This is a genomic window from Bacillus glycinifermentans (assembly GCF_001042475.2).
Taxonomy (GTDB): domain Bacteria; phylum Bacillota; class Bacilli; order Bacillales; family Bacillaceae; genus Bacillus; species Bacillus glycinifermentans.
Genome location: NZ_LECW02000045.1, coordinates 324,168 through 350,620, shown reverse-complemented (window position 1 = coordinate 350,620; position 26,453 = coordinate 324,168). Strand labels below are relative to the sequence as shown.

The 26,453-nt window shown below is 46.7% G+C and carries 27 protein-coding genes; 8 read left to right on the top strand and 19 right to left on the bottom strand.

Going from position 1 to position 26,453, the window contains the following annotated elements; all coding sequences use genetic code 11:
• Positions 1-70 precede the first annotated feature (70 nt).
• From AB447_RS21085 to AB447_RS21055, 7 genes are all read right to left on the bottom strand, one after another.
• The gene (locus AB447_RS21085) at positions 71-1,876 is read right to left on the bottom strand and encodes an ABC transporter ATP-binding protein (protein ID WP_048352764.1); all 1,806 of its coding nucleotides are present in this window, start codon (positions 1,874-1,876) and stop codon (positions 71-73) included.
• Complete coding sequence (locus tag AB447_RS21080) at positions 1,870-3,729, bottom strand: ABC transporter ATP-binding protein (RefSeq protein WP_048352763.1); 1,860 nt, start codon at positions 3,727-3,729, stop codon at positions 1,870-1,872. Before AB447_RS21080 ends, AB447_RS21085 begins: the two co-directional genes overlap by 7 nt.
• A 33-nt stretch (positions 3,730-3,762) precedes the next feature.
• On the bottom strand, positions 3,763-5,757 hold the full coding sequence (locus AB447_RS21075) for an asparagine synthase-related protein (RefSeq protein WP_057957738.1): 1,995 nt from the start codon (positions 5,755-5,757) through the stop codon (positions 3,763-3,765).
• Positions 5,754-6,218 carry a lasso peptide biosynthesis B2 protein gene (locus tag AB447_RS21070; RefSeq protein ID WP_048352762.1) on the bottom strand — a complete coding sequence of 155 codons (465 nt, stop codon included), beginning with the start codon at positions 6,216-6,218 and terminating at the stop codon, positions 5,754-5,756. The genes AB447_RS21075 and AB447_RS21070 overlap by 4 nt, the downstream gene beginning before the upstream one ends.
• Positions 6,218-6,490, bottom strand: coding sequence for a PqqD family peptide modification chaperone (locus AB447_RS21065; protein WP_048352761.1), 273 nt, complete (start codon positions 6,488-6,490; stop codon positions 6,218-6,220). Before AB447_RS21065 ends, AB447_RS21070 begins: the two co-directional genes overlap by 1 nt.
• 81 nt (positions 6,491-6,571) lie before the next feature.
• Entirely contained in the window at positions 6,572-6,694 is a 123-nt protein-coding gene (locus AB447_RS27310) for a lariocidin family lasso peptide (protein WP_269430255.1), read from the bottom strand.
• A 216-nt stretch (positions 6,695-6,910) separates the two neighbouring features.
• Positions 6,911-7,552: a response regulator transcription factor gene (locus tag AB447_RS21055; RefSeq protein WP_232517621.1), complete on the bottom strand. Its 642-nt coding sequence runs from the start codon at positions 7,550-7,552 to the stop codon at positions 6,911-6,913.
• A 160-nt stretch (positions 7,553-7,712) separates the two neighbouring features.
• Between AB447_RS21055 and AB447_RS27640 the strand changes: the two genes are divergently transcribed.
• Positions 7,713-7,826, top strand: coding sequence for a lariocidin family lasso peptide (locus tag AB447_RS27640; RefSeq protein WP_425531895.1), 114 nt, complete (start codon positions 7,713-7,715; stop codon positions 7,824-7,826).
• A gap of 208 nt (positions 7,827-8,034) precedes the next feature.
• On the opposite strand, the gene qoxD is transcribed toward AB447_RS27640, so the two are convergent.
• The 5 genes from qoxD to galE all read right to left on the bottom strand — a co-directional run bounded on the left by qoxD (position 8,035) and on the right by galE (position 13,433).
• The gene (qoxD, locus tag AB447_RS21050) at positions 8,035-8,403 is read right to left on the bottom strand and encodes a cytochrome aa3 quinol oxidase subunit IV (protein WP_048352758.1); all 369 of its coding nucleotides are present in this window, start codon (positions 8,401-8,403) and stop codon (positions 8,035-8,037) included.
• Positions 8,403-9,017 (bottom strand): cytochrome aa3 quinol oxidase subunit III, encoded by a 615-nt coding sequence (gene qoxC / locus AB447_RS21045; RefSeq protein ID WP_048352757.1) that lies wholly within the window; start codon positions 9,015-9,017, stop codon positions 8,403-8,405. The genes qoxD and qoxC overlap by 1 nt, the downstream gene beginning before the upstream one ends.
• 14 nt (positions 9,018-9,031) lie before the next feature.
• Positions 9,032-10,981, bottom strand: a complete 1,950-nt coding sequence (qoxB, locus tag AB447_RS21040; protein WP_048352756.1) for a cytochrome aa3 quinol oxidase subunit I — start codon at positions 10,979-10,981, stop codon at positions 9,032-9,034.
• Between the two features lie 17 nt (positions 10,982-10,998).
• Complete coding sequence (qoxA, locus tag AB447_RS21035) at positions 10,999-11,976, bottom strand: cytochrome aa3 quinol oxidase subunit II (RefSeq protein ID WP_096892189.1); 978 nt, start codon at positions 11,974-11,976, stop codon at positions 10,999-11,001.
• Positions 11,977-12,440: 464 nt separating this feature from the next.
• Positions 12,441-13,433, bottom strand: coding sequence for a UDP-glucose 4-epimerase GalE (galE, locus tag AB447_RS21030; RefSeq protein WP_048352754.1), 993 nt, complete (start codon positions 13,431-13,433; stop codon positions 12,441-12,443).
• Between the two features lie 800 nt (positions 13,434-14,233).
• Between galE and AB447_RS21025 the strand changes: the two genes are divergently transcribed.
• From AB447_RS21025 to AB447_RS21005, 4 genes are all read left to right on the top strand, one after another.
• Positions 14,234-14,383 carry an anti-repressor SinI family protein gene (locus AB447_RS21025; RefSeq protein WP_046130642.1) on the top strand — a complete coding sequence of 50 codons (150 nt, stop codon included), beginning with the start codon at positions 14,234-14,236 and terminating at the stop codon, positions 14,381-14,383.
• Between the two features lie 477 nt (positions 14,384-14,860).
• The gene (locus AB447_RS21015) at positions 14,861-15,421 is read left to right on the top strand and encodes a flavodoxin family protein (RefSeq protein WP_048352751.1); all 561 of its coding nucleotides are present in this window, start codon (positions 14,861-14,863) and stop codon (positions 15,419-15,421) included.
• 171 nt (positions 15,422-15,592) lie between these two features.
• A complete protein-coding gene (locus AB447_RS21010) occupies positions 15,593-15,907 on the top strand; it encodes a DUF485 domain-containing protein (protein ID WP_048352750.1) in 315 nt (104 codons plus the stop codon).
• Complete coding sequence (locus tag AB447_RS21005; protein ID WP_048352749.1) at positions 15,904-17,442, top strand: solute symporter family protein; 1,539 nt, start codon at positions 15,904-15,906, stop codon at positions 17,440-17,442. The genes AB447_RS21010 and AB447_RS21005 overlap by 4 nt, the downstream gene beginning before the upstream one ends.
• A gap of 40 nt (positions 17,443-17,482) precedes the next feature.
• Here AB447_RS21005 and xylB read toward each other — a convergent pair whose 3' ends face one another.
• The gene (xylB, locus tag AB447_RS21000; RefSeq protein ID WP_048352748.1) at positions 17,483-18,982 is read right to left on the bottom strand and encodes a xylulokinase; all 1,500 of its coding nucleotides are present in this window, start codon (positions 18,980-18,982) and stop codon (positions 17,483-17,485) included.
• Positions 18,982-20,328 carry a xylose isomerase gene (xylA, locus tag AB447_RS20995; RefSeq protein ID WP_048352747.1) on the bottom strand — a complete coding sequence of 449 codons (1,347 nt, stop codon included), beginning with the start codon at positions 20,326-20,328 and terminating at the stop codon, positions 18,982-18,984. Before xylA ends, xylB begins: the two co-directional genes overlap by 1 nt.
• Positions 20,329-20,492: 164 nt before the next feature.
• Between xylA and AB447_RS20990 the strand changes: the two genes are divergently transcribed.
• Positions 20,493-21,656, top strand: coding sequence for an ROK family transcriptional regulator (locus tag AB447_RS20990; RefSeq protein ID WP_048352746.1), 1,164 nt, complete (start codon positions 20,493-20,495; stop codon positions 21,654-21,656).
• 17 nt (positions 21,657-21,673) lie between these two features.
• Here AB447_RS20990 and thiE read toward each other — a convergent pair whose 3' ends face one another.
• The 5 genes from thiE to AB447_RS20965 all read right to left on the bottom strand — a co-directional run bounded on the left by thiE (position 21,674) and on the right by AB447_RS20965 (position 24,893).
• Positions 21,674-22,345 (bottom strand): thiamine phosphate synthase, encoded by a 672-nt coding sequence (thiE, locus tag AB447_RS20985; RefSeq protein ID WP_048352745.1) that lies wholly within the window; start codon positions 22,343-22,345, stop codon positions 21,674-21,676.
• Position 22,346: 1 nt separating this feature from the next.
• Positions 22,347-23,159, bottom strand: coding sequence for a hydroxyethylthiazole kinase (gene thiM, locus AB447_RS20980; RefSeq protein ID WP_048352795.1), 813 nt, complete (start codon positions 23,157-23,159; stop codon positions 22,347-22,349).
• On the bottom strand, positions 23,159-24,073 hold the full coding sequence (cidR, locus tag AB447_RS20975) for a cidABC operon transcriptional activator CidR (RefSeq protein WP_048352744.1): 915 nt from the start codon (positions 24,071-24,073) through the stop codon (positions 23,159-23,161). The genes thiM and cidR overlap by 1 nt, the downstream gene beginning before the upstream one ends.
• Positions 24,074-24,198: 125 nt before the next feature.
• A complete protein-coding gene (locus AB447_RS20970; RefSeq protein WP_048352743.1) occupies positions 24,199-24,468 on the bottom strand; it encodes a YwqI/YxiC family protein in 270 nt (89 codons plus the stop codon).
• Entirely contained in the window at positions 24,465-24,893 is a 429-nt protein-coding gene (locus tag AB447_RS20965; protein WP_048352742.1) for a DUF5082 family protein, read from the bottom strand. The genes AB447_RS20970 and AB447_RS20965 overlap by 4 nt, the downstream gene beginning before the upstream one ends.
• 469 nt (positions 24,894-25,362) lie before the next feature.
• Between AB447_RS20965 and AB447_RS20960 the strand changes: the two genes are divergently transcribed.
• Both AB447_RS20960 and AB447_RS20955 read left to right on the top strand, forming a co-directional pair.
• Positions 25,363-25,749, top strand: coding sequence for a CidA/LrgA family holin-like protein (locus AB447_RS20960; protein ID WP_046130653.1), 387 nt, complete (start codon positions 25,363-25,365; stop codon positions 25,747-25,749).
• Positions 25,731-26,414, top strand: a complete 684-nt coding sequence (locus AB447_RS20955; protein ID WP_048352741.1) for a CidB/LrgB family autolysis modulator — start codon at positions 25,731-25,733, stop codon at positions 26,412-26,414. Before AB447_RS20960 ends, AB447_RS20955 begins: the two co-directional genes overlap by 19 nt.
• Positions 26,415-26,453 lie beyond the last annotated feature (39 nt).

The following is a 26,453-nucleotide window of genomic DNA, read 5'->3' as shown; positions in this document are numbered from 1 at the left end:
CACCATGAAAAGGCCGGTCTTTGAACCGGCCTTTTCGGGCAGCTTTTCAAATCTGGCAGGATTTCACCGTCTAGACGTATTTTTTGGCTTGCAAATGATACAATTCGGCATACTGGCCCTGATTGGCCATTAATTCATCGTGCGTCCCGGTCTCAATGACTCTTCCATTTTCTAAAAAGATGATATGGTCGGCAAAACGGGCTGTGCTCAGCCTGTGTGAGACAATAATGACTGTTTTTCCTTCCGTCATTCTGCTCAGTTTATCGAATATTTCTTCTTCAATGAACACATCCAATGCAGACGATGGCTCGTCAAATATAAACAGGTCCGCTGATTCATCGCGCATAAAAGCGCGCGATATGGCGACACGCTGCCATTCTCCTCCCGATAAATTTCTTCCGCCGAAAAGTCTGCCGAGCTCTGTATCATAACCGTTTTCAAGCTTATCCAAAAACAGATTGACACCCCCGAACAAAGCGGCTTTTTCTATTTTGGCCAAGTCGTTGCGGGAGGAGACCTCCCCGAGGCCGATATTTAATTTAAGGCTCATCTCATACCGCAAAAAATCCTGAAAAACGGCTGTGGCGTTTGAGCGAAAATGCTTAATGTCGTACGCCTTAAGAGGCAAGCCATTGTAATAGATTGCGCCTTGATTTGGATCAAAATAACGCAGCAGCAATTTAATCAGCGTGGTTTTCCCAGAACCGTTTTCCCCTACGAGCACGGTCGTTTTATTTAAGGGAATGTCGAGTTTTTCAATATCAAGAACGGTTTTCGATCCGTCATAGGTAAAGGAAACGCGGTCAAATGCGTACCCTTCGGTTTTGCGATCGGCAATCGGCGCATCTCCTGTTTCCATTGTATTTTTGCTGTTCAAAAATGTATATATATTCCCAAGATGCCTTGTTTCCCTCGCACCAATCGCGAATGCCGCAAACATTTCGTTTACACCTTCGTTGAATTGAACGGTTGCCCCGATGAACAAGAGCAGGTCCCCGACCGAAAATGCCCCCCGCAGCGCCTGCTGAACGATGTAAATCAGGACAAATCCGGCTGCCAGCGATTGTAAAACAGACCAAAAAAGGTGGTATAAAGCGAGCTTCCTGTGATCGTGGGATATCGTATTTAGCAGCTTCAAAGCGGTATTTCGATACGAAGCTTTAAAAAAAGGAACAAGATTGAACATCTTGATTTCACCCGCTGTTTCGGGAATGAGGGGCACGCCGGCGTAATATTCCGCGCGCCTTCGCAGCTCCTGCACTTCCTCCCGTCCTTCAAATGTCGCGTTATTTAATTTGGCTTCCCAGTACAATTTAGGAAACGCCAGTATCAGAAACAGAAGCGGTATCCACGGGGCAAACGTGCCGATCATCAGACTGCTTGCGGCAATCATGACGATCCCGCTGCACGTTTGGGATACAATGGTAATCCACATCGAGACAAAATATTCATTATATCGAATGATTTGCGACTTCGCATGAAAAGATGAATCTTCAAAAGCGGCAGTATCGGGAATGGAAATCGCTTTTTCAATGAGCAGCTCATCAACATAAGCTTCCAATTTGGCGGTAAGAAGCCTTTTTTGCATTTCTGCTATCGGCTGAAGGGCGTCCACTATCAATGTAAGGGCCACATACGCCAAAGCCGCCCAAACCAGGGTATTCCAAGAAGAGAGCTGAAATGGCGCACGCGTTATTTCGTCGATGACTTTCGCACTCAGCCATACGAGCAGAGGCCCGAGAGACGCGCCGAGCAGGGTGATGAAAAACAATACGCCTGTCTTGAAAGGGTCAGCGCGCCAAAACAACCGTAAGCCGTAAAAAATGAAAGAAGAAGTTTGAGGCAATTTTTTAAAAAAAGAATAAAGCGTCAGCATTGAACCTCATCCTTCCCTTGATAGGATTTAGCCTGTAAACGAAACATGTTGGCGTACTCTCCATTTCGCTTCAACAGTTCTTCGTGGCTTCCTTCTTCCGCGATTTTACCGTTTTTCAGCACCAGTATTCGGTCTGCCATTTTAACGGTGCTGAACCGATGCGAAATCATGATCACGGTTTTTCCTTGTGTGAAGCGATGAAACTGGCGGAAAATTTCGTATTCCGCCCGTATGTCCAATGAGGCGGCCGGTTCATCCAAGATGACGAGGCCGGCATCTTTTATAAACGACCTCGCCAAAGCAATGCGCTGCCACTGGCCTCCCGAAAAATCCGTCCCTCCCCATTCAGGGCCGAGCATCGCATCAAGCCCTTCAGGCAACGTCTCAATGATTTGTTCAAGCCGGGCAGCTTGTACCGCATGTCGAAGCTTTTCTTGATCGCCTGCGGCATCCAAATCGCCTAATGCTATATTTTCCCGCAATGATAATTCATATTTGCCGAACTCTTGAAAGACGACCGATATTCGGCTCCTTACATCTTTGACATCGGCATTTCGAATGTTAACGCCGTTCACCTTGATTTCGCCGCCGTTCCATTCATAAAAGCGGCAAAGCAGTTTGATAAGCGTCGTTTTTCCTGATCCGTTGGCCCCCACGATTGCAATTCTTTCTCCGGGAGCTATAGAAAAGCTGATATCTTTCAGCACGTCATCTGAACGGCCGTTTTTATGATCCTCGCCCATGAAGGGATAGCGAAAGCTCACATTTTTGAATTCGACAGCCAGCGCTCCTTTTTCACCGAGCGGCACGGGCTTTGCGGGAAGGGCGATATCTTTTTTGGCATTCATAAAGAGAAAAAAGTCTTTTCCCATCCGCCATATATCAAATGTATCTGCGCCTTCCTTCGCTATATCCCTGAGGGCTGCCGATAATTGAAAAACAGCGCCCAAATACAAGGCAATGTCCCCTGCGGTGACATGCTGTGAACCGGACTGGGACAATATCCAAAAATAGCCCATTCCCGTGCCTGCACCTGAAATAAAGCCGGTTAACACAGCCCAGCGGGAACTTCTGACCTGTATGTTCCGCAAAACGCGGTACAATTCCTTAAAGGTCGATCGATACATTGTTTGAAAAAAAGGCCCGAGCCCAAACAAGCGTATTTCCTTTGCGGAGCGCCGATTGAGCAGAATATTGCGCGCATAGGCGATCTTTCTTCTTGCAGGGGCATAGTCCTTATGGTATTCCCACTCCATTTCGTTATAACGATTATGCACAAAGGCAAACGGAGCTGTCGACAAAAAGAGAATGACGGCCAGAACCGGCGAAAGGTAGGCGATGACGAATACGACGCCAAAAAGCGAAACAACGGCCGTCAGCAGGTTTGAGCTGATATTGACGAATTGGGAAGGCAGCCAAGTCGAGCGATCCCGCAATGTTTCAAGCTTATCCCGATATGCGGGATCCTCAAAAAAACGCATGCCGGGAATGCGCTCAAAAGCGTCAATTAACAGCGTATTAACGGTGATCATCGATCTTTCCGAAAGGAGCGTCTTTACCCATGTCTCCAATGATTTTACGGCCCCGATCATGACAAGGCTGCCCGCATAAACAACGGCCCATACCTCTGTATTGACGGTGTTGTCGTGTTTCACAACGCCGTCAATCACCTGTTTTGAAGCATATAATTGCAATAATGGTACCGTTGCCTCGATTAAAATGAAGAACAGCATACAGATCATCAGCCAAGGCCCGGATTTCCATACCATTTTGCCAAGCAATCTTGCGGTCTGAAGCGGTTCCTGAATATGCCTCAGCTTCCCCTTCATGTTCCATACATGCATCCTTTTCATTCTTCTTCACCTTTTGTGAAATGATTGTGATCGTCAGTTATATGAGTAAACGCGCGGATTATCCGACATTCCGACCGTTTCGATATCGGCCAGCACCCGGGGTTTCCTCGGACGGCTGCGCTCAAGAATATGCTGCTTTCCTTTTTTGGCCTCCCGAAGCCAAATCTCCAAATCGATGACAGACCTCATGTACTGATAGCCCATTCCTAAATCATTATTTGGATCTTCTGAGCGTATGGCCATCGCCAGTAAGTGCTTCCACCACAAATCCCTGTCGATTATGCCGAGTTCGGCAACGAGCACGCGTTCCCCCGGTTCAAACAGCCGCAGAATGTGTTTGCGGTCATTCAAGAAGCTTTTTCTTGCCATATGGGCATACGTTGTCTTGGTTGATCTGTTGTATACATACGAAGGCAAAATATCGGTAAATGATTTGCGCAGCAGCATTTTAGAACCCGCATAATTTTCAGTGCGGCCTTTTATGACGTCAAAATGCTGCTCGGGCGATACAGAGAATGAAAATTCAATGAGACGGCGGTCCAAGAAAGGATGGACCGTCGGCAGCGTGATATTAATGGAGTCCATATACCTTGCCCGCGGCCACAAAAAATCAAAATGAAACCGTTTCCCCCAGTATAGCAGATCACGGCTTTTTCGGTACCGCAGATGGTCCTCTTTGTTGATTTCCCGCTCTCTCATTCGATGTTCTTCCGTAAAATACTCAGGCAGCTCATATTCTGTATCTGACCAAAGCAGCCGATAGTACAGTTTTTCTCCAATGTAAGGGAGGAAAGGGGCAACTCCGTATTGGAAGCCGTATTTCATCATTTTTTTCAGGCTGCCGTCCGACCACGCGCGGAGCAATCGATGCGCATCAGAAAACCGTTTTTGGCGAATAAACGAATCTATTACCGCCGCTTCGCCGCTGAACATAAAATCTCCGCCCTCTCCCGTCAGTACGGATGTGATGCCGTATTCTTCAGCAATAACCGTAAAGGTTTCATTAACCAGCGGATTTGCACGCGGATCAGGCCCGTCCACAAACCACAGCGGATCACGGCCGATTTCAGCATTGGGAATTTTAGCCGTTTCGTCCCCAAGGATGATCAATCCGGGGATCCTCAAGTCTCTCATCATATTTTTCACAAGATCTTTATCATGGCTTAATATCATGTCAGGTTCAGCGAATGAAATATTGACGGCAAGAAGCTGTTCCTTTTTCCCGCCTGATATGGCAGCTGCGGTTACAGCGGCGGAATCCAGTCCCCCGCTCAGCTCAATAATATGCTTATCTCCTTTTAAACGATCCGCGGTCACTTCTTGAAACAGCTCCCGGAAAGGGCGAACGGCATCTGCCGTTATTTCTTTCTGCTTTAAAAGGTCGGGCATCCCCCAGTAACCTTGCACGCAAACTTCATCCTGGCTCAGAAAAGCGAACGAAGCCGCCGGAACCTTCCGAATGCCCTTAAAAAACGTCCGATCCTCAAATCCGTTCTCCCCAACCGCAAAACTGGAGGTCGGATACAGTTTGCAAAGATCTTCATCGATCACATAAGGAATATCCGGAAGGAGCAAAAGGATGCGCAGATCATTCGCCGCAAACCATTCTCCGCTTGGGCTTTTCCAATGGTAGACAGGACGCGTCGCGTATACGTCTGTTGCCAAAATGAAACTCCTGCGCCGTTCATCCCACCAGGCCATGGTGAATTCACCGTGGGAACCGGACAGCAATGAAGCCGGATCTTCGGCTAAGGAAGCGTACAAAGCTTCGCATTGCTCCGGGCTGTCTGATGAGGCGGTAAGCCTTCCGCCCGCCCATCCGTCCATTACAACCGGATACGGAAGATCCGTCTGATTTGATTCTTTTTTACGCCGCGTTTCACCGTATTCTATGTTTGCTTGGGCCATACACATGAGATCGCCGGTTAGAAACCGGATATCATGAGCGCTCCCCCAACGCTTGACGGCGTCCAGCCAGCTTCTCCATAGAGCGGTGTTTCTTCCTTGCATTCCGAACCAAATGTTCATACTAAGGATAGCACCCACCTTTCAGCATAATCGGTCATGTTGTATGTCTGTAAAACCTTTAAATCCTTGTTTTTGTTATTCGGATCAATAGAAACCCCATTTTCCAGCTGAACCCATGCGTGGGAAAATAGTTTATCGTCAATTTTTTTCACGCCGATCAACAAATCGGCATTACAGCCGCTGCTGAATAATACGGATTGAATCGTAAGCGCAATCGAAACGCACGACGTAATAAGGTGGTCGTCCTCATCCAATGCATACAAGTGTTTTCCGTACTGTTCCAGCTCATATGTATCGATATTCCCAGCGCGCCTTTGGCCCGCGCTTGCATACAGCGGAAACAGATGAATGGCAATGTTTTCGTAGGCTTCCTCAAATTCATTATTCAGCAGCATCATGCGTACGAAGGCGTGGATCGTCGTGAAATATTCCCGGTCGGTTGAATGCCTTTCTTTTTTCATCAGCTTTCATCCTCTATGTGCAAGAGCTTACTTTGAGTAAGCTCTTGTATTGCTTCATGTAAAATATTCGATAATTCTTCCTCGGTCTGATCAAATTCCGTTTTCCACTTTACGAGAATGTCTTTTGTATCCTTTCGTTCATTCTCGATCTCCATCCAAAGCTCTTTTAAAGCCCCCTCCAAACCGAAATATTGGCCGTTGTCGAGATTTAGAACGATGCATTCATTCTCCAAAACAGTAGTCGCTGTCTCTTCATTTCGAGTGATTTTCAAAAGATGGACCCCCTAAAGTTGTATTTTTTCAGACCATTAAAATGAGAAGAGAGCTTCTAAGCTCTCCCGGACACACTGTATTCATGCTCCCCGCTTTCTTGTTCCACGGCCGAATTTCCCATCCCCCGGCTTGGTCGTTTTGGAAAGCGTAATGGTTAAGAAACCGCCATAGTCCTTGATACGTGCAGGTTGAAGTTCGCGCATAAACATCGCCTCCCCTAAATTTTCCAATCGATTACAAAATCAGATTATCACAGGATGATCTCGAAAAAACCGCAAAAAACTACTGAAAACCGACATCATTCTTCAACTTTGTTACTGAGCTTTTATTGCGGCATTTATTCGGAGGAACAGAAAGGGGAAAAGAACCGGAGCCGGTGCAAAACATTAAAAAAGCCTGCCGATTTTCTCGACAAGCCATCAAGCTTTTTGATTGATTAAATTAAGCATCGTTCCCTTTTTCACGGCGCAGTACCGCGAAGTGACTTTCAGTTTTTTATATATTTTGCTTAAATGGTATTCAACATTCCGAGTCGACATTTGCAAGTCTGAAGCGATTTCTTTATTTGTTTTTCCGGCTGCCACCTGCTGCAAAATATCCAGTTCAATGTTTGTTAAGTGTTCATCTACCGCCAATTCGGAATCCACCTTCAATTTTTGCAGGAGATTCTCCGGGAATAAAACGGCTCCTTTTAAACACATGAGTATACTGGAGACGATCAAGCTGTCTGTATAAGATTTATCAATAAATCCTTTGATTCCTGCCTCGACCAGTTTGTTAAAGTAAGTGTGGATTTCATCGCCTGAGAACATGATGATGATTTTGGCTTGAGGCGTGATCTCCAATGTTTTGAGGGACAATTCAAGCCCGTCCATACCCGGCATTTTTAAATCATAGAGGAAAACATCTATATTCACCTTTGAATCTTTCAAAAGGTTGAGAGCCTCATTGCCTTCGTGGCACACGATGACTTCCATATTGTATTTTTTCAGTATCTCCTTCATCCCAGAGGTCAAGACTCTGTAGTCGTCTACCAATAATACCCTTATCAAAAGCAACACCCTCCTTGTCAAGTCTCCTCCGAATAATTACCGCAATAAAAGCTCACTCATTTAGCTGAAGAATCCTATCGGTTTTTAGTACTTTTTTGCGGGTTTTACCACATTATCCTATGATAGTATAAAATTGTAATCCATTAGAAGTGAAAAAGGAGGTGACATTATGCGCAAATTGGAAGCTGCTCAAGTGAAAAGCTATGGTGCTTTCCTAACAGTTACTCTCTCTAAAAAGAGCAAACCGGGAGACGGCAAATTCGGCCGGGGGAAAAAAGGATAATGACCGACGACATGCGGCGAGAGGGCCTTTTTTAGGCCCTCTCTTCTTTCCTTTGTATCAGCGTACAGCAAACCGCCGGCAATCGTGCACACAAAAACGAAAAAGCCGGCGATTCGAAATGCTCTTAAAACCGCCGGCTTTACAGCCTATAAAAATAAAAGAGGCCGGATAAACCCGGCCTCTTTTTTAATCAGTCGAACTTTCTTGCTTATTCGTGTCCGCTATGCTCAGAGTGTTTCGCACCCGGAGATCCGCCTTCAGGGTTGTCTCCGTGGTTGCTGTGAGCAGCGAAAATCCAAATAGAACCGATGACAATGGCAGCTGCAATAAAAGCTGCAAACAGCGTGTTCCCGACTTGAATTTTTCCGCTGTCACTTTCAGTCATATGCATGAACATCAAGAGCTGCAGTCCAGCCTGGATGATGGCAAACCCGAAAATAATCCACAGCTTGGCAGCCATGCTTAAATCGGTATAGATCACCCAAAGGGCCAATAAGGTCAGCACAATGGACAACACGAACCCGACAATATGCTTCCAAGGAAAGTGGCTGTGTTCAGCCGATTGTTTTGCCGCCATTATACATTCACCAACCCTATCAAATAGACTCCGGTAAAGATGAAGATCCATACCACGTCTAAAAAGTGCCAATATAAGCTAGAAATAAACAATTTAGCAGAAGTTTGCGGAGTCAGTCCGCGCTTTTTCGTCTGAAATAAAATACCGATAATCCAGAAGATACCGATCGTCACGTGCGTTCCGTGCGTTCCAAGCAGGACAAAGAACGCCGACCAGAAAGCACTTGTTGATAAAGTGGCACCTTCATGTACATAATGTGTGAACTCCATAATCTCATAGCCTACAAAGCCTGCACCAAGCAGGAGTGTAATGATCATCCAGATCATCACACCTTTTAAGCTTCCGCGCCGCATTTCATGTACGGCGATACCGCACGTGAAACTGCTCGTTAACAGCAGGAACGTCATGATTAATACGAGCTTGGCGTCAAACAGCTCTGCCGGCAGCACGCCTCCGGCTGTTCTGTTATGAAGAACAGCGTAGGTCGAAAACAGCGTAGAGAATAACGCAATTTCCGCTCCTAAAAAGATCCAAAAGCCGAGGATGTTCAATCTTCCTGTTTCAGACCGGTATTCCATAGGAGCGTTAGAATTGCCATGTTCTGCATGTTCCATCATTCACGCCTCCTTTACTTGGCATTCTTTCGTTCAGTCTCTTTTATTTCCTCAACGCTTACGTAATAGCCGTCATCATATTCAAATGAACGAAGAATCATACAGAGGAATACGCCGATAAGGCCGACAATTCCCATCCAGTACCATTCAAAGACGAGTCCGAAGCCCGCAAAACCGAAGAATAGCGACATAATGAACGGACGCCCTGAATTGCTAGGCATATGAATCTTCTTAAACTTGCTTTCAGGATGAATATCAACTTTGTCCTCTTTCATTTTCCAGAAAGCGTCAAGTGAAGTGACCTCTGGAAGCACCGCAAAGTTATAATGCGGCGGAATTGATGAAGACGTAGCCCATTCAAGCGTACGGCCGCATCCCCAAGCATCACCGGTTTCTTCACGTTTTGAATGACGATAGCTGTAGAAAATGTTATAGCAAAGAACGAGGAATCCCGCAGCCATCAGCACTGCCCCAAATGTCGCGATCATGTTCAATGCCGTCCAGCCGTCATTTGCTCCGTATGTGTAAATACGGCGAGGCATTCCCTGCAATCCTAGGAAATACATCGGGAAGAAGCAGATGTTGAATCCGGTCATAAACAGCCAGAAGAACCATTTTCCGATCCGTTCGTTCAGCTTGTGGCCGAACATTTTCGGATACCAGAAGATAAATCCGGCAAAGCAAGCAAACACAGTACCCGCAATCAGCACATAGTGGAAGTGCGATACAAGGAAGTACGTATTGTGATATTGATAGTCCGCTGCAGCCATCGCCAGCATAACGCCTGTAACTCCGCCGATAACAAAGTTAGGGATAAATGCAAGCGACCACAGCATAGGCGTTGTAATTTTGATTTTGCCCCGGTGCAGCGTCAGCAGCCAGTTAAATATTTTAACCCCGGTCGGTACAGAAATCGCCATCGTCGAAATCGAGAAGAACGAGTTGACGGCCGCGCTGTTTCCCATTGTGAAAAAGTGGTGCAGCCAAACGATAAAGCTGAGAAAAGAAATGGCAAGAATTGAATAAACCATTGCTTTATAACCGAACAGCTGTTTTCTTGCAAACGTCGCAATAATTTCCGAAAAAATACCGAAAGCAGGCAAAATAACGATATAAACTTCAGGGTGTCCCCAAACCCAGAACAGGTTCGCCCAAAGCATCGGCATACCGCCGTGCTGCAAAGTGAAGAATGCCGTTCCGAACAAACGGTCAAATGTCATCAGCGCCAAAGCCACTGTCAGTACAGGGAAGGCGAAAATAATGATGAGACAAGTGATAAGCGTTGTCCATGTAAACATCGGCATCCGCCACAGCGTCATGCCTTTTGTGCGCATTTTAAAGATGGTAACCATAAAGTTAATCCCGGTAAGCAGCGTACCGATACCCGATATCTGCAAACCGAGCAAATAATAGTTTTGACCCGGTCCCGGGCTCATTTCATTGCCGGCAAGCGGCATGTAGGCAGTCCATCCGGCATTCGGCGATCCGCCGATGACGAATGAAATATTAAATAGCATCGCTCCGACCATAAAAGTCCAGAAGCTCAAGTTGTTTAAGTATGGAAAAGCAACATCGCGCGCACCGATTTGCAGAGGTACGACAACGTTCATTAATCCGATGACAAACGGCATCGCCATGAAGATAATCATGATCGTACCGTGCGTCGTAAACACTTCATTATAGTGGTTTGAATCTAAAAAATGATTATTAGGAAGCGCGAGCTGGGCACGCATCATCAATCCATCGACACCGCCGCGGAAAAACATGATCACTGCGGCGATCAGATACATAATTCCCAATCGTTTATGGTCGACAGTAGTAATCCACTCTCTCCAAAGCCATTTCCATTTTTTGAAATATGTCAGTACAAATACAATAGCAATAGATGTAAGCAAAATGGAAATCTGTGCTCCAAGGATTAACGGATCACCTGTGATTATGAATTCGTCCCATTTCAAATGCATGAAAGCTTCCTCCTTTCTTATTGAGAATCCCGGTCTTTAGATTCGTCAGTTTGTTTTTCGTTGTTCTCCGTTTTCACATTTGCAAACGGATCTGATTTGGAGTGCGGAGATTTCGGCTCCCAGCCTAATCTTTCACGCGCTTTAATAGCATATTCTGCGTCATTTCCGTGATTTACGTATTTAAGGTGTGTCGAAGAAAACGTCAGTTTGTCCGCATGCTTTGGAAGCATCAGTTCGTCGTACTTGTTCTTCGTCAGCTTCGGCGCAGTTTTTTGAGTTTTTGACACCCATTTATTAAAGTCGCTCTGCTTCATGGCCTTGACGTTGAATGTTTGTTCTGCAAAGCCTTCTCCGGTGAAGTTTGCATTGCGTCCTTGATATGTTCCTACTTTATCCGCCTGAAGATATTGTTCCATATCCATTCCGGCCATCGCATACTTCTGTCCGCCCAGCTGCGGAATCCACAGCGATGCCATTGAATCGGCAGAAGTGATTTTGAACTTAATCGGCCTGTCCGTCGGAATGTTTAAGTAGTTGACAGTCTCGATATTTTGGTCCGGATAGCTGAATACCCATTTCCAATCGACAGAAGTCGCGTAAACAACCAAAGGTTCTTTATCCTTTGATGCTTTAGGGGCCTCTTCCAAAGAGTAAATCGTTCGAACTGTCGGTACAGACAGCGCAATAACAATTAAAATCGGAACCACTGTCCAGACAACTTCTAAAAACGTATTCCCTTCCACTTCAGGACTATATGGAGACTTTCTGTCTTTTCGTTCGCGGTACTTCACGATCATGACTGTAAACAGGACAAAAACGACCGCAACGATAAACAGCATGAATCCAATGGATAATAGAATAAGATCTCTTTGCTGTGAAGCAACAGGTCCTTTAGGATCTAACACCGCGATTTGACTGCAGCCGCCCATTAAAAAGACAGCAGAAAGCAGTCCAACCATCATCAGCGGCTTGAGTGCTCTGAACAAGAGGATCACCATCCTTCCTAATGATGTATAAAATTTGGTCAGAATATCGAATATAGCGATTCTGAAAAACTTTTCTTCTACCTTGCTATGCTAACAAAATCTTCACCAATTAGCCTCATTTTTTTAGAAAGTTCACCTTTCTTTCACCCAAATGTCACAAAATCGTCAAATTTACGTTGTATTATTATGATGATTGGAGGATGAAATTGGGAATATGTTAGTTCTTTTTACACAATTAGCAAGCAGAGGAAAACGGACATTTCGGGACAAAAAATCTGTCAAATTTAGGTTTACCACAATAAAAAAGTTTGGTCAATAATTAATTTAACATTGTTAATTTTTTTCTTGGTTAACTTACTTTTCAACTGCTTTTTCTATTTTCCCATTTTAAGTGGGTTTAAACTTCCAACAGCTCATAGAATGTCCACAAAAAAAGAGCTTTCCTCAATAAAAGAAAAGCTCTTTTTTCCTTCTTATTGCTTTTTGTAGCCTGATGGATGGGCTTTGAACCAGTTCCACGCGCTTTCAATGATGGTTTCCAGGTCCGCGTGCTTCGGTTGCCAGCCCAGCTCCTTCACGGCTTTTTCGGAAGAGGCGATGAGTTGGGCCGGATCTCCGGCACGCCGTTCCGCGATCTCTGCCGGAATCTCATGCCCTGTCACTTGGCGGGCGGTTTCAACGACTTCCTTAACGGAAAAGCCTGTCCCGTTTCCAAGATTATAAACGGCGCTTTCTCCCCCGCTCCGGAGCTTGTCTACGGCAAGGATATGCGCATCAACCAAATCCATGACATGGATGTAATCCCTGATGCATGTACCGTCAGGAGTCGGATAGTCGTCGCCGAATATCATGATCTTGTCCCGTTTTCCGAGCGCAACTTGGAGAATGATCGGAATCAGATGCGTTTCAGGCTGATGGTCTTCACCGATCAGGCCTTTTACATGAGCCCCGGCGACATTGAAATACCGGAGGACAACATGGCGGATCCCATGTGCTTTTTCTGCCCACTTCAGCATTTTTTCAATCGCCAGCTTTGTCTCTCCGTACGGGTTTGTCGGATTTGCCGGATCTGTTTCTACGATCGGAACCCTGTCAGGCTCTCCATATACGGCGGCTGTTGACGAAAACACGATCTGTTGAACGCCAAACTCTTGCATTACCTTCAATAGACAGACTGCTCCATACACATTGTTATCGTAATATTTCAAAGGTTCGCTTACACTTTCCCCCACCAGAGAATCCGCGGCGAAATGCATCACAGCTTCAATTGAATGTTCCTGAAATACGTTCTTCAGAAATGTTTCGTCCCGCAAATCTCCTTTATAAAAAGACGCTCCCGGGAGAGCAGCCTCCTCATGTCCCGTCTGCAGATTATCAATAATGACGACTTCTTCACCCCGGCTTAACAGCTCCGCCACCGCATGGCTGCCGATGTAGCCTGCTCCTCCGCATACTAAAACTGCCAATCCATTTCTTCCCCTTTCACAGACGCCAAACAGGCATCAACATGATTTACATTGCGATATTCTCTCGATTGATCCGAAGTTCCACGATGCCGCAGGTCAGCCTGTGGCATTCCAAGTGAATCAAGCCATTTCATTTTACCATTTTCCAGCTTTTTCAGCTTGCATTGTCAAAATATTTTCAAGAAGGAGAAAGGCCTCTCCTCATCCCAAAAGGTTCGGTTTTTTATTCTATAAAGCAGATTTTCGTGAAGAAAAAATGTCGTTTTCGTCTAAAAACTATACTTTTTTATCTGCATTTGAAAACAATGTTCTTTTTTTCCACTTTAACAAGAGAATTGGTAGTATTTTTGGATTATCCGCCTTTCAGCTGCTCCTTGAGATAAGTAAAAAGCCCTCTCTGCCTTCCAGCAGATTCATTCTTCTAAATGTCTTGCCGCGTCTGGGTTCACGGACCCTTTTCCCGGTTTTTCCGCCCCTTTTCCCCTCTCTGTTTTTTGAATATTCAAAGCATAATCGGCTTCTTTTGAGAACATTTTAATAGGGAGAATTAATCATTTTTATTTGAATACTATCCAGTCAGTAATTGTTTGTTTATTATAATAAGTAAGAATCTAAGATTTTTTGGGTTTTTTAGTCATTTATTTAGGGAATATGTAGGTTTATTTTTTTGAATTTGTGAATTTTTTATGAAATTTGTCATTGTTTTCATAAAGGTGTTGTTTTATAACTTTAGTACATCTCAAGGAAAAATCCGGTTTTTTTCTTGGGATGTACAACGTCTTATCATATTGGAGGAGTCTATGAATACTCAAACGAAACACAAACTGGACAAAGATTGGGTGATTTTAATGAAGGAGGCGAAAAATCTGGGGCTGGATATTGAGGATGTCAAAAAATTTCTTTCCTCCCAATCCAAGCAGAAAGATGCCGGCAAACAGCTGAAGCAGTAGATATTTAGCCCGACAATTATTTTAATAAAACAGGCGGTTCTGTTGAATCTTGATTTTTCAAGATGATCCAACCGGCTGTTTTAAAGAGTATTTAATATTGATAATGACGTAATTCAGCTATAGGCCCTCGTTTGCCCAGCCCTTTCACGGCTTTCTGCAGGTTCAGATGAGAATACTGCCACTCTTGTTTGTCCCGGCAGAGGCAGGCCGATGCTGTCTTTCTTTTATATGATATTCAATTCCTCCTTTTCCGCTTTATCCGCGAAAATGGCACAAATCAAGCACCCCCTCCATAGACCATCATTTCTGACGCGATACAGAGCCTTCCCTTTAACCGGTACGTCATCGGCTGCCTGCTTTTTTACCGGATATAATACGCTTCTAAAATCGGTTTTTCCGATGAAAAAAATCTAAAATATCAATTTTACTGATCTTTATTTTTCATTATAAACTGATACAAAAGGAGGCAGATTTATTATGGGGATTGCAGTAATCTGCGGGAGCTCCCGCAAAAACGGCAATACAGAAACGCTTGTAAACCGGTTAATAGATGGACTTGATGCGGTCAAGATCCGTTTGTGCGACTATCATGTCAAAGCAGTGGAGGATTATCGGCACAGTGAAGGCTCTCCGGTTTATCCCGACGATGATTACAGAGACCTGTTAAGCCGAATCCTGGATAAAAACGACATCATTTTCGCCACTCCAATCTATTGGTACGGCATGTCAGGACTGATGAAACATTTTGTTGACCGCTGGTCCCAGTCGCTTGTTGAAATAGGAAGAGATGATTTTAAACGGCAGATGTCCACAAAAACGGCGTACGTCATCGCTGTCGGTGATGACGTACCCCATATCAAGGGCCTGCCCCTCATTCAGCAGTTTCAATATATTTTTGACTTCATGGGCATGACATTCGGCGGTTATCTTATCGGAAAAGCAAATCAGCCCGGCAGCATTTTAAACGATCGTGCAGCGCTTGTTTCTGTAAACGAACTAAAACAACAACTGACGGCAAATAAGAGGTGGAAAGCATGACAAAAGAAAAAGCGAACGATCAATCCTCGCTATGGAGACAGTATTTTTTAGAGATCGTCAGGGCTTTCATCTTATATAAATAAGGTTACGTATGAAATTTGAAGAATAAAACCGGAGCCTGTGACATACCTTGTTGTATCTTTTAAGACAAATACAGGAGGGATGAACCGAATGAAAGAAGAAACAATAGATTACAGCAGGGCTGCTGCATCTCCGGCGTTTCAAGAGCTTCTAAAGAAAAAGCGTGCTTTTATCGTACCGATGACGGTTTTCTTTCTGATCTTTTATTTCCTTTTGCCGATTTTGACGTCTTACTTTACGTTTTTAAACGAATCCGCCGTCGGTCCGATTACATGGGCGTGGATCTTCGCGATTGCACAATTCGCAATGACATGGACGCTGTGCATTCTTTACACGAGAAAAGCCGATCAGTTTGACAGAATGGCGGATGAATGTAAACGGGAATTTAGAGGCGCTGAATCATGAGTGCGACAGCCTTTATTCTGTTTCTCATCATCGTAGCCCTTACGCTTGTCATCACGTATTTTGCGGCAAGACAGACAAAAACGGCGAGTGAATTTTACACGGCCGGAGGGGGGCTTACCGGTATTCAAAACGGACTGGCCATCGCCGGGGACTACATGTCGGCCGCTTCTTTTCTCGGCATTGCGGGCATGATCGCTTTAAACGGCTTTGACGGCTTTTTTTACAGCATCGGTTTTCTTGTCGCTTATTTAGTGGTTCTTTATATCGTGGCCGAGCCTCTCAGGAATCTCGGGAAGTTTACGATGGCGGATATGATCGCTTCCCGTTTTCGGCAAAAGAAGGTTCGCGGAGTCGCTGCATTAAATACGATTGCCATTTCGACATTTTATATGATCGCACAGCTCGTCGGCGCCGGGGCTCTGATCAAGCTTCTGCTCGGCATCGACTACACGCTGGCTGTTTGCATCGTCGGCGTTTTGATGACGATCTACGTCGTGTTCGGAGGAATGATTGCAACGAGCTGGGTGCAGATCATTAAAGCGGTTCTTTTAATGGCGGGGACGCTCGTTATTTCCATCATGGTGTTTTCCAAATTCGGATTCAGCCTTACGAATATGTTCGATCAAATGAAAACCGTTACTCCACTTGGTGCGGATTTTTTGAATCCCGGCAATAAATACAAAGTTCCTCTTGAAACGCTGTCGCTGAATCTGGCGCTCGTCCTCGGAACGGCCGGACTTCCCCATATTCTCATCAGGTTTTATACGGTGAAGGATGCCAAGACTGCCAGAAAGTCGGTCGTATCTGCTACATGGATTATCGGTGTTTTTTATATTATGACGGTCTTTCTCGGTTTCGGCGCCGCCGCATTTGTCGGCTTTGAAGACATTCTGGCCGCGGATAAGGCGGGGAACATGGCTGCGCCGCTCCTGGCCCAGGCGCTCGGCGGCGATTTCTTGTTCGCCTTTATTTCGGCCATCGCTTTTGCTACGATTTTAGCGGTTGTGACAGGGCTTGTCCTTTCAGCAGCTTCCGCTTTTGCACACGATATTTACAGTCAAATCATTAGAAAAGGAAGCGCAACGGAGAAAGAGCAAATGCTCGCGGCAAGATGGGCTTCCATCGGTGTTTCCGTTCTTTCGATCCTGCTCGCCGTCTTCGCTCAATCGCTGAATGTCGCGTTCCTTGTGTCGCTGGCCTTTGCCGTTGCAGCAAGCGCCAATCTGCCGCTTATTATTTTCACTGTTTTTTGGAAGCGGTTTAACGCCGCCGGAGCGCTGGCCGGCAGCTTGACCGGACTCCTGAGCGCCCTCATTCTCGTGTCGATGAGCCCAAGTGTTTGGGACCCCGCGGGGAATGCGATCTTTATTGGAGACCCGCTGATTCCGATTTCAAACCCGGGGATCATTTCCATTCCGCTCGGATTTTTAGGAGCTTATCTCGGAACGGTCTTATCGCCAAAAACCAATGACGATGAAGCATTTGCGGAAATTCAAGTAAAGGCGCATACGGGCGTCCATATGGATCAGTCCTAACCGGCGTGAAAAGCCCGACACTTAAAAGAAAAGCATCGGGCTATTCGCGCAAAAATGCCAGCCGTTCGTTCAATGGCTTCGTATAGCGATAGACATCCCGGTAAACCGGAAAAATATGTTGATATTGCCCGCTGTATTCAGGGCGGGGCTGAAAGGTCTCTTTTATGTGAACGAAGCGTTCAGCGCAAGCTTCCAGCGTCGGAAACCAGCCGCAGCCGACGGCTGCGATCATCGCAGCTCCGAAAGCCGGCCCCTGCTCGCTTTTCAGCCTGATGATCTCGGCGTTAAAAATATCGGCCTGGATTTGCAGCCATTCTTCGCTTTTTGCTCCTCCGCCGATCGAAATGACGCGGCTGATGTTTTTCCCTCGGGCGCGAAATTGTTCGATGCTCTCATGGAGGGAAAATGTGATGCCTTCAATAACGGACCTGACAACATCAGCCCTCCTGTGGCCGCTGTCCATCCCGATGAAGCTGGCGCGAATCTCCGCGTCAGCATGGGGGGTCCTTTCCCCGGAAAGATAAGGCGTAAACAGCAGACCTCTTGAACCGGGCCGGGATTCTTCCACTTCACCGATCAACGAATCAAACGCTTCATCCTTGGCGAATACATCCTTAAACCAGCTGAAACTGCGGCCTGCGGAAAGCGTCACACCCATTGAATAATAGGCATCAGGCGCCGCATGGTTGAACAAGTGAATATTGCCCCGAAATTGTTGATCTGGATCTTTTTCATACGAGAGTACAACACCTGACGTGCCGATGCTGCACAAAGCGGTGCCTTCTTGTAATATACCGGCGCCGACCGCTCCGCATGCATTGTCGGCCCCTCCGGCAAAAACCTTTACTTCGGGCGTGAGGCCTGTTTCTTCGGCAAATTTGGAAGTGAGACAGCCGACAAAGCTTCCGGATTCGACCAATTCTGGGCACATCGCTTCAGGAATCCCAAGCCGGCGGCACATTTCGCTGCTCCATGTTTTATGCTTCACATCAAGCAGCAGCGTGCCCGCCGCATCTGAATACTCGCTGTGAATGCGCCCTGTCATGGTATACCTGACATAATCCTTTGGCAGCAAAAATACGGCCGCTTTTTGAAAAACCTCTTGTTCATGTTCCTTGATCCACAGAAGCTTCGGAAGCGTAAATCCCTCGAGCGCGGGGTTTTTTACGAGCTCAAGGAGGCGCGCCTTACCGATGACTTCGTTAATCAGCCGGCATTGTTCGGTCGTACGGGTGTCATTCCACAATATCGCATTCCGCAGCACTTCTCCTTTGCCGTCCAAAAGCACCAATCCGTGCATTTGACCGGAGAAGCTGATGCCTTTAATCTCATCGGCCCCTCCCCGGTGTCCTCCGACAAGTTCTTTTATGGCTTCCTTCGTTTTCTCCGCCCATTCGCGCGGATCCTGTTCGGAATAACCGGCATGAGGCTCGATGATTGAAAACGGCTTTGAGGCTTCCCCGCATATGCCGCCGTGCCGGTTGACGAGGATCGCTTTGACGGCGCTTGTGCCAAGGTCAACCCCGATACAATATTCCACTAATGTTTCTCCTTTCTTGCCGGCTCTGACCGTAAAGCATTTAATAAATAGCGGTTCACCATTGCTTTAAGCATTTCCTGCCGGCCTGACTTATTTTCGATGCGATCGTTTTCGAGTGCATAGGCGGCCAGTTTTTTCAAATCCGTTTTTCCTTCGGCGATGTCGAGGCCGATTCCTTTCGTATAGCTTTCATAACGTTCTTCTATGACGCTTTCAATCGCCCGGTTCTCCAAAAGCTGATAGGCGACTTTGAAGCCGAGCGCATACGTATCCATTCCCGCGATGTGCCCGTGAAACAAATCCTCATCCGTAAACGAGGCGCGCCTTACTTTCGCATCAAAATTGATGCCTCCCGCTTTAAAGCCGCCAGCTTTTAAAATCTCGTACATGGAAAGGACTGCGCCATACAGATCTGTCGGGAATTCGTCCGTATCCCATCCCAACAGCAAATCTCCCTGATTCGCATCGATCGAGCCGAGCATATCGTGGAGCGCAGCCACCCTCAGCTCATGCTCAAACGTATGTCCGGCAAGCGTGGCATGATTTGCTTCAAGATTCAATTTAAAATGCTTTTTTAAACCGTACGTTTCCAAAAATGCGATCGAAGTCGCTGCGTCAAAATCGTATTGATGCTTTGTCGGCTCTTTCGGCTTCGGTTCAATCAGAAATTGCCCGTCAAAGCCGATCTCGTTCGCATAATCGACGGCCATTCGATAGAAGGCTGCCAAATTGTCGAGCTCCAGCTTCATGTTAGTATTCAGCAGCGTGTCATAGCCTTCCCGGCCGCCCCAAAACACATAGTTTTCAGCGCCGAGCTCCTTGGCGATTTCCAGCCCCTTTTTCACTTTTGCCGCTGCAATCGCATATACGTCCGCATTGCAGGATGTGGCGGCGCCGTGCACAAATCGCGGATGCGTAAACATGTTTGCTGTGTTCCATAATAGCTTTACTCCGCTTGTCTCCATCATCTCCTTAAGAAATGACACCATTTTATCCAAATAAAAAAACGTTTCCCGCAATGTATCGCCTTCCTGGACGACGTCAACGTCATGAAAGCAGAAGTATGGCACGCCGAGCTTCTCAAAAAATTCGAATGCCGCTTCAGCGCGCGTTTTCGCCTTATCCAGCGGATGCGTCATCCTGTTCCATGAGCGGCTGATCGTTCCGTCTCCGAACGGATCGCTTCCGTCCGCATCAAACGTATGCCAATAAGAAACAGCAAAACGGAGATGCTCCTTCATCGTTTTGCCGCCGATCCGTTCATCAGGGTTGTAATATTTAAAAGCGTATGGATGATCCGAGTCTGCCCCTTCATACTTGACCGTTTCTACTTCTTTAAAAAACATTCACAGTCCCCCCTAAAATAAGTTTGTTTATCCATTAAACTAACTTCTTTCCATTTATTTTACAAGATACGCGAAGCGCTTTCAATTACAATATTAGAAAAATTTGAGTGTTTTAAATTCGCTGTACTATAATGAAAGCACTACATCAAAAGCGAGTGATCGTATTGAATACAGCAGACCAAGCACTTGTCAAAAAAATGAATAAAGCCCTCATCCTTGAGCAAATCATTGCCAACGCCCCTGTCTCAAGGGCAAAGCTTTCAGAGATAACCGGGCTAAATAAGTCAACGGTCTCTTCCCAAGTGTCTTCCCTGCTGCAACGGGACATTATTTTTGAAACGGGCCGCGGTCAATCGAGCGGCGGCAGACGGCCCGTTATGCTGAAATTTAACCGGAAAGCCGGCTATGCGATCGGGGCTGATATCGGAACGAATTACATCATCGTCGTTTTAACCGACCTGGAAGGCGAGATTATTGAGCAATACGAGCGTGAACTTGATGAGACGGACATTCCGGCGACAGAGCAGGCTCTCATTGAACTGATCGGACTTGCCACCCTAAAGATGCCTGATTCCCATTACGGTTTGACAGGGATCGGGGTGTGCGTGCCGGGCCTGGTCGACAATGACCGGAACATCGTTTTCACCCCGAATAAACCGATTCACCTTCTCCAAATGAAAAGCCTTCTTGAGAAAGCGTACAATGTTCCGGTTTTCGTTGAAAATGAAGCGAATGCCGGAGCCATCGGCGAAAGGGAGTACGGACATTCCGGACATTTGGAACACGCCATTTTCGTAAGCATCAATGCCGGCATCGGTTTAGGAATTTTGATGAACGGCAAACTGTTCAGAGGCGTGCAAGGGTTTTCAGGAGAAGCGGGGCATATGTCGATCGACATGAACGGCCCTCTATGCAGATGCGGAAATAAAGGCTGCTGGGAGCTGTATGCGTCGGAAAGAGCCGTTTTTTCTCCGTATCTTTCACATACTAAGGCTCCTTTGTATCAAACGGTCAAGGAGCTGGCCGACCATGGCGATCAAAAGATGCTGGAAACGTTCGAGACATTCGGCTTTTACATAGGCGTGGGACTCGTCAACATCATCAGAACGTTGAATCCGGAGACGATTATTTTGCGAAATACGATTGTCGAATCTTATCCGGCGATCGTCGATTCGATTAAGAAGACGATTTCGTCAAGAAGTAAAAAAGAAGCGCTGACCGATTACCGCCTGAACATTTCCTCCCTCGGCCGCACCGCCTCTTCGCTTGGCGTTTCCTACATTGTCATTGAGCGGTTCTTGGAGCGGTTTATAGATGAACAATTTTAAAAGCGCGAAACCCCTTTTTAGGAATTTGCGCTTTTAACGGCTTCAACCTTGTTGCGAAACCAGGCAGCAGCCTGTTTGGGATCAGAGGACTTGCTGATGGCGCTGATGATGCTGATGCCGTCCGCTCCTGCTTCAACGACAGGCGCGCAGTTTTCAAGCGTGATCCCGCCGATTCCGACTGCAGGAATGCCGATGCCCCGCTTCCGCATTTCTTTCAACAGGGCGACGCCTTGGACGGCTTTCGCATCCCGCTTCGTTTCCGTCGGGTAAATCGGCCCTGCTCCGATATAATCGGCCCCGTCCTTTTCTGCCTGCAGCACTTCTTCAAGCGTATGCGTTGACACGCCGAGAATTCTTTCCCCGATTCTGGCTCGGACGTCCCCGGCCTTTTCGTCATCCTGGCCGATGTGAACGCCGTCGGCGTCAAGTTCAAGGGCAAGCTCAATGTCGTCATTGACGATGAAAGGGACTCCAGCTTCGCGGCACAGAGCCTGCACTTTTTTCGCAAAAGCTCTTTTTTCGTCCGCTTTCAGCGCCCCGTCCCCCTTTTCGCGGAATTGAAAGAGAGTCGCGCCGCCTTCCAAGGCAGCTTCAATGACGGCCAAAGGGTCGCCGTCCGTATTATTTGAGCCCATAATAAAGTATACGGACAGCATGTCTTTCATGTTTCTCCGTAAAATACGCCCCATCCTACTCCACCTCCATGATCAAGCCGCGCTCTTCTATATCCGCTGAATTGACAGCGGCAAGCTGATTCAAAAATTCAATCTGAAAGCTTCCGGGCCCTTGATGCGCTGTTTTTTCGGCGGCTATTTCCGCCGCGCAGCCATAAAAAACCGCGGCTGATACAGCGGCTTTGCAAGCGTCTTTTTCAACAGCGCAAAACGCGCCGATGACAGACGTCAAAAGGCAGCCCGTCCCCGTCACCTTCGTCAGCAGTTCATGCCCGTTTCCGGCGGTATACAGCTTTTTCCCGTCGGTAACGACGTCTTCGGCACCGGTGATGATAACAGTTGTATTCCAGACGCTGGCCGCTTTTTTGGCCAGAGCGATCCGGTCGCCTTTTTCTTCCCCGGCGTCAACTCCCTTTATCACCCATCTTTCTTCACCGAGCGTGTTGGCGATTTCGGCGGCATTGCCCCTGACGGCAGAGATCTTGACTTTTCGCATGATGCGTTGGGCGGATGCCGTTCGAAACGGCGTCGCGCCGGCTCCGACAGGGTCAAGGATAACGGGAACGCCGTGTTCATTCGCCGACTTTCCGGCGATGATCATCGACTCAACGGCCTCAAGGCTCAGCGTGCCGATGTTCAATACGAGAGCACCGGCAATTTTCGCCATGTCGGCCGCCTCTTCCCTTGCGTAGGCCATAACCGGGGAAGCGCCGAGAGCCAATAAGCCGTTTGCGGTGAAGTTCGTCACGACGTTGTTCGTCATATTATGCACGAGCGGGTTTTCTTTTCTGACTTTCTCTATTGCTTGAGCGGCATCTTGTCGGTTCATCATGCTTCATTCCTTCCTATTCTTTCGTTCGGGCTCCATATATACGATTTGGTGTGGTCGATCCAGGCTCTGGCTGCAAATGAAAGATAGCGGTCCTTTCTCCAAATGACGGCGACATGCCAGGGTATGGACGGTCTGACAACAGGAATGACCTTCACACGCTCAGGGTCAAGATCCCGGCAGATTCTTTCAGGGAGCAGGCCGATTCCGAGATTGGCCGACACCATTTCACTGATAAAATCCCATTGGGATGTTTCATAAATTACGTTCGGCCGAAATCCGGCCTTCAAACATGCTGTAATGATCCGTTCATGAAGGACGAAGTCTTCGCGAAAGAAAATAAACGGTTCCTCACTCAATTGGCGAAGCTCGATCTCTTTTTCACCGGCAAAGCGGTGTGACGGATGAACGAGCAGCATTAAATTTTCTTTTACGATCGTAAACGAATGAAAGACCTCTTCTTTCGCCGGCAGGACGACGACCCCGATATCGAGCGATCCGTCCTCCACGCCCTCCTGCACCTTCACAGACCCGTGTTCAACCAGCTGAAACGTGACATTCGGGTATTTGTCCCTAAATTCACCGATGACCTTCGGAAAAAAACCTGAACCGATCATCGGCGGCAGCCCGATCCGGACATGTCCTTTTTTCACGTCCATCAAATCGTTCAGCTCTGAAGTTAAATTTTGAAACGATTTCGTGATTTCCTGCGCCTGCACGTACATGCTTTGGCCGGCGTCTGTCAGTTCAATCTGCCTTCCGCGCCGGTAAAACAGCTCGATTCCCAGCTCCTCTTCAAGATTCTTGATCATTTTGGAAATCGTCGGCTGTGAGATATATAGCGACTGGGCAGCCTTCGTAAAGCTTTTCAGGCGGGCCACTTCTAAAAAATAAGTTAAATGACGTATGTCCATTTGGTTGACATCCTTTCAGAGCTTTGCGCACGATTTTCGCTTTACACCATATTTTAAACCAAATTCAACATTTTCTGCACCCCGCCCAACATAAAAAAGCGCTGCCGGCTTGCTGCCGGCGGCGCTTATTTTCTGGCGATGGCCTCATCCTGCTCCTTCAGGCTATCCACGTTTGAACGAGTGTCTTCGATATTTTTTTGAACAGCTTCTTTGTACTGGTTCACCATATCGCGGATGGTTTCCTCCCGTTCAAGCCACTTTGTTGTAAAATCAAGCTTATTTTGCCCAAGCGATCCGGCAGACGGCCCTTGCAGAGAGAGCGAATCAAGCGCGCTTTTCACTTGATCCAGCTGTTTTATGACCGCGCCATGGTTCAGTTTGATCGTTTTGCTCATTTCAACCACCCTTTTAGACCGTTGATTGTACTATGCAGGGCGTCGAGCGCTTCATCTCCTTTTTCCAACAGATAGTCCGCCCGGTCAGCAGACCAGCTCGCAGCCTCGACCGCCCCTTTTTCAGCGTCTAATGCAAATATTTTCAAATCGATTTTATGGATATACCTCTCATAATCATCGTTAAATATCCTGTACATGGCGGTGTGCGCTTCATCACGTGCTTCATCAAAGTCGGCTGCCCGGCTTCCGGTCCATGCTTCTCCAAGATCCGGGCGCAAAATCTGTCTGATTTCTTCGATGCCTAAGCCTTGTTCTCTTTCAACATCGCGCTTTGCCCGTTCCAGTCTTGAAATTTGTTCTTCGAGCTCTTGGGCCTTGTGGGAGAGAACCCCGTGTATCTTCTCCAGCGTGCCTGAGTAGTCCATTTTTGTCACCTCTGAAATTGCATGATGATGTGGAATGATTTTTTCTTGATCCGTTCAAGCATAGATTCACATCTTTTACTAGACTTGCGCACATTTCCAATATTTATAGTTTAAGTCGAAAAGCATGGATGTTGAATAGGCTTTAAATACTGTTTTTAGGGATTTGTACATGGTGAACAATCTGAAATAAGCCGGTTTTTAAGAATTTCAGACCAGTCTTTTTGCACGAATCCAATCCCGCTTCCCACCGGTGAAAGACGAAAGACACGGGAGCAGTAAGGTGTAATGGTCACAGAAAACAGGAAGTCTATTCCGTCAGCCGTTTTACAGTTTTAGTCAATTAACTGTTTCTTTCGCCCTGATTTCTCGTATTCCCTTATAGATAAAATGAATAATCATTATTCTGTATATGTATTTTACCTATAGTTCAATCTCATGTACACTTTTGTCTAGAAAGGGGGATAATGACATGAAAACATTCATTAAAGGAATAAGTCAGGTCGCTCTTTTATTTTTCATTGCGCGTTTGATGAATCTGATTGTAGACGTTCTTCATATAAATATTCCCGGAAGCATCCTCGGGATTATCGTCGTTTTTGCGCTCCTCCATTTCAAGGTCATTAAGCTTGAATGGGTTGAAATCGGGGCATTGTGGCTTCTTGCGGAACTTCTATTGTTCTTTATCCCTTCAGCAGTCGGGATTATGAACTATGGGGATATTCTCAAACACTTCGGAACAAGCATTATACTCGTCGTTCTGATCAGCACGTTTGTCGTTATGGTATCGACAGGGATGCTGACGCAAATCATCGCTAAAAGAAAGGAAAGGAAAAAAACATGTTCATCGGATGCTTAAGTCTGATCACAACAGTCTTGATCTATATGGGAGCCAAGGCAGTTTACAAACGCCATCCGAAGGTGTATGCTTCGCCTTTACTGATCACGCCGCTCATATTGGTCGGCCTGCTGCTTTTGATCAATGTGCCTTTTGACGCATACAATGCCGGAGGGCGCCTGTTAACCGATATGCTTCAGCCGGCTACCGTGGCTTTTGCGATTCCGCTGTATAAATACTTCCCTATTTTAAAAAAGTATGCCGCTGAAATTATTATTAACGTGGCGGTCGGAAGCTGCATCGCCATTTTGTCAACAGCGTTTATCGCAAAGCTGTTCAAGCTGAACGCGGATCTTATTGAGAGCCTCGTTCCAAGATCAGTGACGACGCCAATCGCAATGAGCGTCTCTGAAATGATCGGAGGAGTGCCTGCGGTTACCGCCGTGTTTGTCATTTTGACCGCTTTGTTCGGCACAGTGATCGGCCCGATGGTCATCCGCTATTTCAGAATCGACAATGAAATTGCCAGAGGCGTGCTGCTTGGAACAAGCGCACACGGCGCCGGTACGTCAAAAGCGTTTGAGCTCAGCTCCGTATCCGGAACGATCTCAAGCGTTTCGATGATTTTGGCAGCGATCATTACGCTTTGCGCCGCACCATTTCTTATTTCGCTTATTACTGTGTAGCCAAGAAAGGCCTCCGAATCAATCTTCGGAGGCCTTTTT